This window comes from Limnohabitans sp. 2KL-3 (assembly GCF_001269405.1).
Lineage (GTDB): Bacteria > Pseudomonadota > Gammaproteobacteria > Burkholderiales > Burkholderiaceae_C > Limnohabitans_A.
This window is the reverse complement of record NZ_CXON01000009.1, coordinates 128,642-141,993: the sequence shown is the minus strand read 5'-3', so window position 1 is coordinate 141,993 and position 13,352 is coordinate 128,642. Positions and strand designations below refer to the sequence as shown.

Genomic DNA, 13,352 nt, shown 5'->3' with positions numbered 1-13,352 from the left:
GGGGGGCCACGGACAANAAAGCCATACCGTTGCGGACCACGCAGACAACAGACAAAACGCCAAAACACGAGAGAGCCAAGACATGAGCACAGAAGCGACCCTGATCAAACAACACCTGATCGACCCGGAAATCTGCATCCGCTGCAACACCTGCGAAGCGATCTGCCCCGTGGGTGCCATCACCCACGACTCGCTCAACTACGTGGTCAAGGCCGATGTCTGCAACGGTTGCATGGACTGCATCTCGCCATGCCCCACCGGCTCGATTGACAACTGGCGCATGGTGCCCAAGGCCAAGGCCTACAGCATCGAAGAACAACTCAAGTGGTACGACCTGCCCGCTGAACTGAGCGCCGAAGAACTGGCTGAGGCCGGTGGCCTTGCGGGTGCTGCCCAAGAGGAAGCCCAAGCCGCTGTTCAATCTGCTGCCTCTTCGTCGTCGGTCGCCAGCACCCCCACCGCCTCGGGTTTCAATTCTGCCCAGTTCGGCGCGACCATACCGCCCTGGTCGGCCGCACACGCCTACACCAACCTGTATGGTCCCAAGGCCGCTGAGAAAACCATCACCGCCACCGTCACAGGAAACCTGCGCGTGACCGAAGTGGGTCAACAAGCAGGTCAGCAAGACTACGACACGCACCACATCGTGCTCGACTTTGGCAGCATGCCCTTTCCGGTGCTCGAAGGCCAGTCGATCGGCATCATCCCTCCGGGTGTGGATGCCAACGGCAAGCCTCACCATGCCCGCCAATACTCGATCGCCAGCCCACGCAATGGCGAGCGCCCTGGTCACAACAACCTGTCGCTGACCATCAAACGCGTGCTCGAAGACCACGACGGCCAACCCGTGCGCGGCGTGGCTTCCAACTTCATGTGCGACTTGAATGTGGGTGAAAAAGTGCAGGTGATTGGGCCGTTTGGCGCGAGCTTCCTCATGCCCAACCACCCCAAGAGCCACATCGTCATGATCTGCACCGGCACCGGCTCTGCGCCCATGCGGGCCATGACCGAATGGCGTCGCCGCCTGCGGGCCAGTGGCAAGTTCGAGGGCGGCAAACTCATGCTGTTCTTTGGCGCACGCACCCCGGCAGAGCTGCCGTACTTTGGGCCACTGAACAACCTGCCCAAAGACTTCATTGACATCGAGTTTGCTTTTTCGCGTGAAGTGGGCAAGACCAAACGCTACGTTCAGGACGCCATGCGCGACCGTGCTGCCGACATCGCTGCACAACTCAAGGACCCCAATACCTGCTTTTATGTGTGCGGGCTCAAAAGCATGGAAGAGGGCGTGGTCATGGCCCTGCGCGACATCGCGCAAAATGCTGGACTCGATTGGGACAGCATCGGTGCGGCCCTCAAAAAAGAAGGCCGTCTGCACCTTGAAACCTATTGATCCCAGCAGAAACTGTGCGCTTCGCGGTCATGTCGGGGCTGAAGCCGCCGACCTACAAATCAGCGCACTTGTCTCTTGTAGGTCGGTGGCTTCAGCCCCGACAACGCACACTCGATCATGGCAACGATGAATTTTCCAACGGATGTGACCCCTTCGCATGCAGACCGATTCCATTTCTGAAACACGTATCGGATTGAATGCACTGCGCGAGCAACTGCGTCAACCCCGCAAGCAGCTCAAAGGCCGTCAGGTCATGCCCGAGGCCCGTGCCGAGGTGCAGGCCTTGATCGGTTTGCCACCTGCTGATGGTCACCGCCGAGACCTGCTCATCGAGCACCTGCACAAACTGAACGACCATTTCCATGGTTTGTTCGAGCGCCACATGGTTGCGCTGGCCGCCGAGATGCGTCTGCCCGTGGTCGAGGTGTTCGAGGTCGCATCGTTCTATCACCACTTCGAGATTCTGAAAGACACCCAAACCGCCCCACGCATCACCGTACGGGTGTGTGACAGCCTGAGCTGCAGCCTGGCCGGCAGCGACAGTTTGCTGCGCCAATTGCAGCGTGATTTGCTGGACGTTCAAGTCGTGCCTGTGCCGTGTTTGGGCCGCTGCGAGCAGGCCCCGGCCGCGCAGGTCGGTCAGCAGGCTGTGGCGCATGCCACCTTTGAAGCTGTGACGCAGCGTGTGGCCCATCACCAGACCGAGCCCAACCCACTTCCCGGCGCAATCCGGCTGGCGGCTTATCGGCAAGCGGGTGGTTACCAGTTGGCGCAGCAGATCGCGGCCGGACAAAAAGACCACGAATCGGTCATCCAGTGCTTGGAATCTTCCGGCCTGCGCGGCCTGGGCGGCGCGGGTTTTCCAGCCGGACGCAAATGGCGCATCGTGCGCAGCCAGCCCGGTCCACGCCTGATGGCGGTCAACATCGACGAGGGCGAGCCCGGCACCTTCAAGGACCGCACCTGCCTGGAAGCCGACCCGCACCGTTTTCTGGAAGGAGTGCTGATCGCCGCCAGCGTGGTGGGCTGCGAGGCGGTCTACATTTATTTGCGCGACGAGTACCACGAAGCGCGTGTCTTGTTGACCCAAGAATTGGCCGCTTTGCAGGCCAACCCGCCTTGCGCCTTGCCACGCATTGAGTTGCGCCGGGGCGCGGGCGCTTACATCTGCGGCGAAGAGTCGGCCATGATCGAAAGCATCGAAGGCAAACGGGGTGAGCCGCGCATGCGCCCGCCTTACATCGCCGAGGTGGGCCTGTTTGGCCGCCCGACGCTGGAGCACAACTTTGAGACCCTGTTTTGGGTGCGCGAACTGATCGAGCAGGGCGCGGACAGTTTTGCATCGCATGGACGTCACGGCCGCAAGGGCCTGCGCCGTTTCAGCGTCAGCGGGCGTGTCAAGCACCCGGGCGTGAAACTCGCGCCTGCGGGCATCACGCTGCGCGAATTGGTTGATGAATACTGCGGCGGCATGGCCGAGGGGCATACGCTGTACGCTTATTTGCCCGGCGGTGCGAGTGGCGGCATCTTGCCCGAGCGCTTGGCCGATGTGCCGCTGGACTTTGACACCCTGCAGCCGTACGGCTGCTTCATCGGTTCGGCCGCCGTGATGGTGCTGAGCCAACACGACAGCGCCCGCGAAGCGGCCCTGAATGTGATGCGCTTTTTTGCGCACGAAAGCTGCGGCCAGTGCACGCCCTGCCGCGTGGGCACCGACAAGGCTGCGCAGCTCATGGCAGCCCCAGTGTGGGATGCCGATACCTTGCAAGATTTGGCGCAGGTCATGGGTGACGCGTCGATTTGCGGCCTGGGCCAAGCGGCACCGAATCCGATCCGGTGTGTGCTCAATGACTTTCCGCATGAAGTGGGGATGCAGACATGATGCTGTGTAGGAGCGACGCCCCCGTCGCGAGCAAGCAAGGGTTCATCGCGGCGAGGGCACCTCTCCCACAGGGAGAGTCGATCTCTTGCAGGAGCGACGCCCCCGTCGCGAACAAGCAAGGGTTCAACGCGGCGAGGGCACCGCTCCCACAGGGTGAGTGGGTCTCTTGCAGGAGCGACGCCCCCGTCGCGAACAAGCAAGGGTTCACCGCGGCGAGGGCGCCGCTCCCACAGGGAGAGTCGATCTCTTGTAGGAGCGACGCCCCCGTCGCGAACAAGCAAGGGTTCACCGCGGCGAGGGCGCCGCTCCCACAGGGAGAGTCGATCTCTTGTAGGAGCGACGCCCCCGTCGCGAACAAGCAAGGGTTCATCGTGGCAAAGACGTCGCTCTCACAGGCGGGGGCCTCTGCATGAACACGGTTGCATTCACCCTCAACGGCCAAATGGTTGAAGCGTCTGCTGGAAAAAGCATTTTCAACATTGCCAAAGAATTGGGCATTGCCATTCCCCATCTGTGTCACAAAGAGGGCCTGGCACCCGACGGCAACTGCCGCGCTTGCGTGGTCGAGGTGGCCGGTGAACGGACATTGGCCCCCAGCTGCTGCCGCAGCGCCACGCCCGGCATGCAGGTGCAAACAAACAGCGAACGCGCGGTCAAAAGCCAGAAGATGGTGCTGGAGATGCTGCTGGCCGACTTGCCCGAGCAGGGCCACAAGTGGCTCGATGACCGCGCCGAGGCCCCACACGGCGAACTGAGCCAATGGGCCGAGCACCATGGCGTACAGGTCCGCCCGCAACTGGCGGCCCTGCGTCGCGAAGCCGTGCCCGCCGATGTGTCGCACCCGGCCATGGCCGTGAACTTGGACACCTGCATCCAGTGCAACCGCTGCCAACGCGCCTGCCGTGATCTGCAGGTGAACGACGTGATTGGCTTGGCATTTAGGGGCGCGCACACCCAAGTGGTGTTCGACCTGGCCGACCCCATGGGCGGCAGCTCGTGTGTGGGTTGTGGCGAATGTGTGCAGGCTTGCCCCACAGGCGCACTCATGCCCAAGAGCCACATGGGGCCGCAAACCGTGGACCGCGAAGTCGATTCGGTGTGTCCGTTTTGCGGCGTGGGTTGTCTGGTCACCTACCAGGTGCGCGATGAAAAAATCATCAGCGTCCAAGGCCGCGAAGGCCCGGCCAATGAAGGCCGCCTGTGCGTCAAGGGCCGTTTTGGCATGGATTACATCCACAGCCCGGACCGCATCACGATGCCGCTGATCCGCAAGGCGGGCGTGGCCAAAGACCTGGACCTGATCGATGGCCACACCGACTGGCGCGAAGTCTTCCGCGAAGCATCGTGGGAGGAAGCGCTGGACCTGGCCACCCAGCCGTTGAACACGCTTCGCCAGCAACACGGCCCCAAATCGCTCGCCGGTTTCGGCTCGGCCAAGGGCAGCAACGAAGAAGCCTATTTGTTCCAGAAGCTGGTGCGTACTGGCTTTGGCAGCAACAACGTGGACCACTGCACCCGCTTGTGCCACGCGTCCAGCGTGGCCGCACTTTTGGAAGGCGTGGGCTCGGGCGCAGTCAGCAACCCGGTGCGCGATGTCGAGCATTCCGACCTGATCATCGTGATCGGCTCCAACCCCACCAGCAACCACCCGGTGGCCGCCACTTGGATGAAAAACGCGGCCCAGAGCGGCACCCGCATCGTGCTGGCCGACCCGCGCATCACCGACATCGGTCGCCACAGTTGGCGCAACTTGCAGTTCAAGGCCGACACCGATGTGGCCATGCTCAACGCCATGCTGCACGTCATCGTCACCGAGAACCTGTGCGATGAGACTTTCTTGCGCGAGCGTGCCGACAACGTGGCCGAACTCAAGGCCCATGTGCAGGACTTCACGCCCGAGGCCATGAGCGCGGTTTGCGGCATTCCGGCCGACACCCTCCGCGAAGTGGCCCGTGCCTATGCCAGCGCCAAAGCCGCCATGATTTTGTGGGGTATGGGCGTGAGCCAGCATGTGCACGGCACCGACAACGTGCGCTGCCTGATTGCGCTGGCCAGCATCACCGGCCAGATCGGCCGCCCCGGCACCGGCCTGCACCCGCTGCGTGGCCAAAACAACGTGCAAGGCGCGAGCGACGCGGGCCTGATCCCGATGATGTACCCCAACTACCAGCGCGTGAGCGACAAGTCGGCGCACGACTGGTTTGAGAAATTTTGGGACACGCAACTCGACGACCAGCCCGGCTACACCGTGGTCGAGATCATGCACAAGGCCCTCGCGCCAGACACCGACCCGCACAAGGTGCGCGGCATGTACATCATGGGCGAAAACCCCGCGATGAGCGACCCGGATCTGAACCACGCGCGCCACGCGCTGGCCAGCTTACAGCACCTGGTGGTGCAAGACATCTTCTTGACCGAAACCGCCTGGTTGGCCGATGTGGTGCTGCCCGCCAGCGCCTGGCCCGAGAAAACCGGCACCGTGAGCAACACCGACCGCACGGTGCAAATGGGCCGCCAGGCCGTGTTGCCACCCGGCGATGCGAAACCCGATTTGTGGATCATCCAGCAGATCGCCCAGCGTTTGGGCCTGAATTGGTCTTATGCAGGCGAGCACGAGGGCGTGGCTGCGGTGTACGAAGAAATGCGCCAGGCCATGGCCCCGGCCATTGGCGGCATCGACTGGGCGCGTCTGAATGCGGGCTCGGTCACTTACCCTTGCGTGAGCGCCGAGGACCCGGGTCAGCCCATCGTTTTTCATGACCACTTTCCCACCCCCGATGGCCGTGTGAAGTTGGTGCCTGTTGATCTGATTTTGGCGGCCGAGCGGCCCGATGTCGATTACCCCTTTGTGCTCATCACCGGGCGTCAGCTGGAGCACTGGCACACGGGCAGCATGACGCGACGTGCCACAGTGCTCGATGCCTTGGAGCCTGCGGCCACGGCCTCCATGCACGGTGCCGACATGGATCGATTGGGTTTGGAGCCTGGCCAGCGCATCCAGGTGCGTTCGCGCCGGGGTGAGGTGAGCCTGCAAGTCAGGCAAGACAACGGCACCCCTTTGGGCGCTGTGTTCATGCCTTTTGCCTACCAAGAGGCAGCAGCCAATTTGTTGACCCATGCGGCTTTGGACCCGTTTGGCAAAATTCCGGAATTTAAATACTGCGCTGTTCAAGTCCAAGGTATTAACTCCCAGAAAGCATAATCCCGGGTGTCATGAACCGGCAGGGCAAGGACTTGGGGCCTGCTGTCGGGGTGTACCACTCACAAGGCCAGGGAGGCCGCTTTGAATCTGAACATGCAAACCGTCTTCTGGATGGATGCGTTTTTGTACCTGATGCTGTATGCGGCCATTTGGTATGGATTGGCCCGCTATCGCAGCCCCAAGGTGGTGCTTTGGAGTGTTTCTGGCATTGCCAGTGCCGTGGGCTTGTGCGTGCTGGGCAGCCGAGGCTGGATCTCCTACAGCTTGATTGTGGTGCTGGGGCAGTTTTTGATGGCTGCAGGCAATTGGGGCCGCCAAATCGCCTTGCGTTCCTTGGACGGGCCGCCTTCAAGGCGTTGGATGGTGTGGTCGGGTTTTGCCAACGTGGCGTATCTGGGGCTGAGCTATGGCTTGCATTTCTCGGGTGCCCCCGAGAGCACCATCGTGTTGCTGTTTTATGCTTATTACAGCGTCAACTGTGCCGATTACTGCTGGTCAGGCCGACGCGTGGGGCAGACCCATGACGCCATCGGGGCCAATGCGGTTTATTGGGCGGGTTGGGTGCTGGTGTCGACGCTGGGTCTCAAAACTTTGGCGCTGCTGACGGGTTGGGGTGCGACCGATTTGTATGAAGTCACTTGGGACAATTTTGTTGTGTTCATTGGCCAGTTCGTGGCCTTGATCATGCTCAACGTGGGTTTCATGCAGATTTACATCGAGAAACACCACCGCGCCAAAATCGAGGTTGAAAAAAAGCTGGCCAGTGAGCAAGAACGCGCGGTGATGGCGCAACAGCATTCGCAGACCCTGGGTGTCTTGTTGCTTGAACGCGATGAAATCATCCGCCAGCTCACCTTGTCCAACAAAAGCGCCGGTATGGGGGCCTTGGTGGCGAGTTTCGCCCACGAGCTCAATCAGCCACTGACGGCCATTTTGCTGCATGCAGAGTTGCTGCAAAGCAAACTGGCCCGTGTCCCGAATGAGCCGCCTGTGAGCGATTTGCCCATTATGAGGTCGGTGGCCGATTGCATCGTCAGCGACACGCAGCGCTCAGCCAGCATCATTCGTAAATTGCGTAATTTGTTTCGTTTGAGCAAGGGAGAGAAAGTCGACATGCGTGTGGACCAGTTGGTCCGGGAGGTGGCTGATTTGTTGCAACCTCAAATGCAAGCGTCCGGAATTTTGATGAACACAGACCTCTCATCCGAATTGCGCTTTCATGGCGATGCCACCCAACTGCAGCAGGTGGTGCTGAATTTGCTCAGCAACGCCATGGATGCCTTGATCGAAAAACGGCCCCGCTACCCCCAACTGAAAGTGTGGGGGTACGAACAGGAGGGCTTTTTGGAGCTGCATGTCGATGACAACGGCAAAGGCATTCCAGTGGAGCTGCAAGATGAAGTGTTCAGCTTGTTCAAAACCTCCAAGTCGCAGGGCATGGGGGTTGGTTTGTGGCTCAGCCGGTCCATTGTTGAGTCACACGGTGGTCAGCTCAGTTTCAAATCCGAGCCTGGCAGGGGCACGGTTTTTACAATGCGATTACCCTGCAGCCCTGTTCCTATTGCCTCCTGAAAAAGCCCTTCATGTCCGTTCATGTCCTGTCCGAAGTCGCCATTTTGATGCGCCGCGAGCCTGTCCAAGGGCCCATGGCCCGTTGGCAGTCTCACCGTTGGGTGTTGGCCGATGTGGTGCCGCAAGAAAGCGGTTTTGGCACCGAGCCACGCTGCCTGCGCCTGACCGATGAAGAGGCTTTGTGGCTCTATCCGCAGTGGTCGCTGGAGTTGTTTTCGGACGATGCAGAAGGCTATTGGTTGAACCACAGCTCGCCCACGCCTTGCTTTTTTGTGATGTGGCGCTTGGAAGCCTCAGATGACCAAGAGCCTCGTGCTGTGCCTCAGTCTGTGAGCCTGAGTTACCACGATGCAGGCCGTTGGCTCGATGCGCAAGAAACTGTGGAAACTGTGCCCGCTTCGCCCGAAGTTGTGGCTCGCCTGCAGGCTTTTACCGAGGCGTTTTATGTGCCTGAGGTCAAGCGGCGTCAGCGCCCGCAAAGTTTTCAAGGCCTCACCGACCGTTTTGGGCAGCCCGCTTCGGTCAGTACCCAAGACAAGCGCAAAGGTCCAGGCGGTGGCGGCCGTGCAGGCTTGGATGCCGGGGGTAAGGCATGACCGAGCCTTTTTTCAGCCGTTGGTCCAAGCGCAAGCAAGCACTGGCCCAAGGCTTGCCTGTGGCAGAACCCGAGCCATCCAAACCCACCCCAGCCAGGCCCGTCCAGCCACCCGTCGCCCCTGTGCTCAAGGCCCGTGAAGGCCAGCCGGATCGCGTGCACAACGACGCCCACGCGCCTGAGACTGAGCAGGGGGCCATCCCCGAGCTGCCCAGCCTGGAGGATGCAAGGGCCTTGACGCCCAAGTCAGACTTTCGGCCCTTCATGCAGCAAGGTGTGGCCAGCGATGTGCGCAACGCAGCGGTCAAAAAACTCTTCACCGACCCGCACTTCAACGTGATGGACGGTCTGGACATCTACATCGGCGACTACAACACGCCGGACCCCATGCCTGCGGGCATGTTGCAAAAAATGGTGGGTGCGCAACTGCTGGGTTTGCTGGACAAACCCGATGTAGCAGTCACGCCCACTGTGGGCAGCGTCGATGCCGTGTGGCCTGGCGGGAGCCCTGCTGCAGGCCTTGGTGAAAACCCTGATCAAAGTCCCGCTGCGCCGGAAGGCTCGCCAGTTGTGGCACAGTCGCCGCCTTCCCTGCCCGATTCGGCAGGACCGGCCAGCCCCATGCTGCAGCCCCTTGTCAACGCACCCCCAGAACATGACCACCCTGATTTGCAACTGCAACCAAACCATGCCCCTGCAAGCCCAAGCCCTGGGCCAAGCACTGGGTGAAGACCTGACGCTGCACACCACCTTGTGCCGCCGCGAGGCCGGGCAATTCCAGAAAGCCGTGAAAACCGGCGAGACCGTGGTGGTGGCCTGCACCCAAGAAAAGCGTTTGTTCAGTGAACTGGCCGAGCAAACCGAAGGCGCGATTTCCCCGATTCGTTTTGTCAACATCCGCGAGACCGGCGGCTGGGGCAAAGAGGCCCAATACGCCACCCCCAAAATGGCCGCCTTGCTGGCCGCAGCCCGCCTGCCCGAGCCCGAGCCAGTGCCCACTGTCACTTACAAAAGCGAAGGCCGCGTGCTCATCATCGGTGCTGTAGACGCCGCAGAACGCGCCGCCAGCTTTTTGGCCGACGCGATGCAGGTCACGATTTTTGCGCAAGGCCCCGGCAACGCAGGAGGCGGCCAAGAGCGGCGCTTTCCGGTCGTGGCCGGACGCTTGCAAGGCCTCAAAGGCTGGTTGGGGGCGTTTGAGGTGTCGTGGGACGCGAGCAACCCGATCGACTTGGATCTGTGCACCCGCTGCAACGCCTGCGTGGCCGCTTGCCCCGAGCAGGCCATTGGCCTCGATTACCAGGTGGACCTGTCGCGTTGCACCTCGCACCGCGACTGCGTGAAGGTGTGCGAAGCGGCTGGTGCTATCGACTTCAGCCGTGACGCCCGCCCACAAACCGAGCGCTTTGATGTGGTGCTGGACCTGCGCGGCGATCAAGCATCGCCCACATTCACCACGCATGCCTTGCCCCAGGGTTACTTCCGCTGGGACGGGCAAGACCTGCCAACCTTGCTCAAAGTGCGCGAACTGGTGGGCGAGTTTGAAAAGCCCCGCTTTTTTGCCTACAAACAAAAGCTCTGCGCCCACAGCCGCAACGAGCAAGTGGGCTGCAGCGCCTGCATCGACATCTGCTCGGCCGAGGCCGTGCGCTCGGACAAAAGCCGCCAGCAAATTGTGGTCAATCCCAACCTCTGCGTGGGCTGCGGCGCATGCACCACGGCTTGCCCCACGGGTGCGCTGACCTACGCTTACCCGCGCCCGGCAGAGCAGGGCGCCAAGATCCGCGCACTGCTGTCTGCCTTCCAGGCCGCTGGCGGGCGCGATGCCGCGCTGCTGCTGCACAGCCAGGAAAAAGGCCAGGCCCTGATCGACGAGTTGGGCCGGGGTGCGCAGCTGGGCGTCATGCAAGGCGTGCCGGCCCGGGTGATGCCTGTGGCGCTGTGGCACACGGCCAGTGTGGGCATGGAGCTGTGGCTCTCGGCTGTGGCCTATGGCGCACGCCAGGTCATGGTGCTGCTCACTGCCGAAGAAGCGCCGCAATACCGCGCCGCGCTCATGGAACAAATGGCCGTGGCCCAAAGCCTGCTCAATGGCCTGGGCTACTCTGGCGTGCATTTCCAGCTGATCGAGGCCAAAACCGCCACGGCTTTGGACGGCGATCTGCAGCGCCTGTGCGCCCGCAGCCTCAAGGCCGCCAGCCTGCCCACTGGCCCGGCCACCGCCGCCCGTCACGCGGTGCAGGCCGAAAAGCGCAGCAACCTGGAGCTGGTCATCGACCACCTGATGGCCCAGTCACCCGTCATGGCCATGGACGAGGCCAGCCGCCCCAAGGCGCTCGATTTGCCAGCGGCCGGTTCCCCCTTGGGCACTATCGTGGTCGATGGCAGCAAGTGCACGCTGTGCATCAGCTGCGTGGGCGCATGCCCTTCGTCGGCCTTGCAAGACAACCCGTTGCAGCCCGAGATTCGCTTCATCGAGAAAAATTGCGTGCAGTGCGGTCTGTGCGCCAAGACCTGCCCCGAAAACGCCATCACCTTGCAGCCGCGCCTGTCGCTGCTGCCCGAGCGCACGCAAACGCGTGTTTTGCACGGCAGCCCACCCTATGCCTGCATCCGCTGCAGCAAACCGTTTGGCACACTCAAAGGCATCGAAGCCATGCTCGGCCGTCTGGCCGGGCACAGCATGTTCCAGGGTGCGGCTCTGGAACGCCTGAAGATGTGCGGCGATTGCCGCGTCATCGACATGTTCACCGACGAGAAGCAGGTGCGCATCACCGACGGTCAGTTGCCCCCCAAAACCCGATAAATTGTTGCCATGAGCCAAGACCTGAACCTGTCCGCCAGCAGCCACGCGCTGGACGAAGAAACCGCCCGAGCCGAGATTTACGGCTTGTTGTCTCAGCTCTATTACGCCGCGCCCAGTGCCGAACTGCTGGGCCAGCTGCAAGTGGCGGTGACCGAAGCGCCCGATGCGGGGGGCTTTTTGGAAGAGCCCTGGCGCGAGCTGGTGGCCAGCGCACGCAGCCTGAGCCAGGCGCTGATCGCATCCGAATACAACAGCTTGTTTGGCGGTGTGGGCAAGCCCGAGGTGTATTTGTTCGGCTCGCACTACCTGAGTGGTTTTTTGAACGAAAAGCCCTTGGTGCGCCTGCGTGACGACTTGGCCGAACTGGGCTTGGGCCGAAGCGAAGGCATGTCAGAAACCGAAGACCATGTGGCTTATGTGTTCGAGGTCATGCGTTTTTTGATCGCAGGCGACGATGTGGCGGTGTCCAACTTGACCCGTCAGCAGGCGTTTTTTAACCAACATGTGCAATCGTGGTTGCCCGCCTTGTGCCAAGTGTTGCAGTCACAGCCCCGTGCTGTTTTTTATGCTCGCTTGGCCGCTTTTACCGAAGCTTTCATCAGCGTGGAGTCGCAGGGGTTTGATTTGGTGGTTTGATTGAAAATTTTTAGAGTTCGAAGTGAAAAAAATGACGGGTCATTTGCGGGTTTTTACTTAGAAGTCTCAGGCAGGCAACTTGGATAATGGTGACTAAGCGGTAACTTTTCACGCTTAAAAGTTTCACAACCATTGGAGACCTCCTTGACCGAAGCCAAAACCCCACGTCGTCGCAACCTCCTGAAGGGCGCAGCTGTCGCCGCAGGTGCCATTTCCGCGCCCATGATCGCCAAGGCCCAAACAGGCCCGATCTCCATGCGCTGGCAGAGCACTTGGCCTGCCAAGGACATCTTCCACGAGTACGCCTTGGACTACGCCAAGAAGGTCAACGACATGACCGGTGGCGATCTGAAGATCGAAGTGTTGCCCGCTGGCGCTGTGGTGCCTGCATTCGGTTTGCTCGAAGCTGTGTCCAAAGGCACTTTGGACGGCGGTCACGGCGTGTTGGGTTACCACTACGGCAAGCAAAATGCCTTGGCCCTGTGGAGCTCCGGACCAGCCTTCGGCATGGACGCCAACATGATCCTGGCTTGGCACAAGTACGGTGGTGGTGCTGAGTTGTTGGCCAAGTTGTACGCCTCCATTGGCGGCAACGTTCAGTCCTTCCTCTACGGTCCCATGTCGACTCAGCCTTTCGGTTGGTTCAAAAAGCCAATCACCAAGACAGCTGATTTGAAAGGCCTGAAGTTCCGTACCAACGGTTTGGCGATTGACTTGTTCACCGCCATGGGCGCAGCTGTGAACGCCTTGCCAGGCGGCGAGATCGTGCCTGCGATGGATCGCGGTCTGCTCGACGGTGCCGAATTCAACAACGCCACGTCTGACCGTCTGTTGGGCTTCCCGGACGTCTCCAAAGTCTGCATGCTGCAAAGCTATCACCAGAGTGCTGAGACTTTCGAGATCATGTTCAACAAGACCAAGTACGACGCGCTGCCAGCCAAGCTGAAGGCCGTGATCTCTATCGCCACTGAAGCGGCATCTGCCGACATGTCTTGGAAAGCCATCGACCGTTACTCCAAGGATTACGTCGAGCTGCAGACCAAAGACAAGGTCAAGTTCTTCAAGACGCCTGATGCGATCTTGCAAGAGCAGTTGAAGGTGTGGACAGAAATTCTGGAGAAGAAATCTGCAGAAAATCCGATCTTCAAAGAAGTGGTTGCCTCTCAGAAAGCATTCGCTGTTCGTGCAGTGAAGTGGGATCAAGACACCAACATCAGCCGTCGCATGGCTGTGAATCATTTCTTCGGCGCCAAAAAAGCTTAATTC

The 13,352-nt window shown here is 60.8% G+C and carries 9 protein-coding genes; all 9 read left to right on the top strand.

The window, feature by feature from the left end; genetic code table 11:
• Nucleotides 1–82: 82 nt before the first annotated feature.
• Nucleotides 83–1,393: a benzoyl-CoA 2,3-epoxidase subunit BoxA gene (boxA, locus tag AMM41_RS13060; protein ID WP_089959175.1), complete on the top strand. Its 1,311-nt coding sequence runs from the start codon at nucleotides 83–85 to the stop codon at nucleotides 1,391–1,393.
• Nucleotides 1,394–1,550: 157 nt separating this feature from the next.
• Nucleotides 1,551–3,275, top strand: coding sequence for an NADH-ubiquinone oxidoreductase-F iron-sulfur binding region domain-containing protein (locus tag AMM41_RS13055; RefSeq protein WP_089959085.1), 1,725 nt, complete (start codon nucleotides 1,551–1,553; stop codon nucleotides 3,273–3,275).
• Between the two features lie 409 nt (nucleotides 3,276–3,684).
• Entirely contained in the window at nucleotides 3,685–6,477 is a 2,793-nt protein-coding gene (gene fdhF, locus AMM41_RS13045) for a formate dehydrogenase subunit alpha (RefSeq protein WP_089959078.1), read from the top strand.
• 93 nt (nucleotides 6,478–6,570) lie between these two features.
• Nucleotides 6,571–8,049 (top strand): sensor histidine kinase, encoded by a 1,479-nt coding sequence (locus tag AMM41_RS13040; RefSeq protein ID WP_089959075.1) that lies wholly within the window; start codon nucleotides 6,571–6,573, stop codon nucleotides 8,047–8,049.
• Nucleotides 8,050–8,060: 11 nt separating this feature from the next.
• Nucleotides 8,061–8,645, top strand: coding sequence for a DUF3305 domain-containing protein (locus AMM41_RS13035; RefSeq protein WP_089959072.1), 585 nt, complete (start codon nucleotides 8,061–8,063; stop codon nucleotides 8,643–8,645).
• Complete coding sequence (locus AMM41_RS13030; protein WP_089959068.1) at nucleotides 8,642–9,373, top strand: DUF3306 domain-containing protein; 732 nt, start codon at nucleotides 8,642–8,644, stop codon at nucleotides 9,371–9,373. The genes AMM41_RS13035 and AMM41_RS13030 overlap by 4 nt, the downstream gene beginning before the upstream one ends.
• Nucleotides 9,333–11,450 carry a 4Fe-4S dicluster domain-containing protein gene (locus tag AMM41_RS13025; protein ID WP_089959172.1) on the top strand — a complete coding sequence of 706 codons (2,118 nt, stop codon included), beginning with the start codon at nucleotides 9,333–9,335 and terminating at the stop codon, nucleotides 11,448–11,450. Before AMM41_RS13030 ends, AMM41_RS13025 begins: the two co-directional genes overlap by 41 nt.
• A gap of 9 nt (nucleotides 11,451–11,459) precedes the next feature.
• Nucleotides 11,460–12,086 (top strand): TorD/DmsD family molecular chaperone, encoded by a 627-nt coding sequence (locus AMM41_RS13020; RefSeq protein WP_089959065.1) that lies wholly within the window; start codon nucleotides 11,460–11,462, stop codon nucleotides 12,084–12,086.
• 144 nt (nucleotides 12,087–12,230) lie between these two features.
• On the top strand, nucleotides 12,231–13,349 hold the full coding sequence (locus AMM41_RS13015; protein WP_199233496.1) for a TRAP transporter substrate-binding protein: 1,119 nt from the start codon (nucleotides 12,231–12,233) through the stop codon (nucleotides 13,347–13,349).
• Nucleotides 13,350–13,352: the final 3 nt, after the last annotated feature.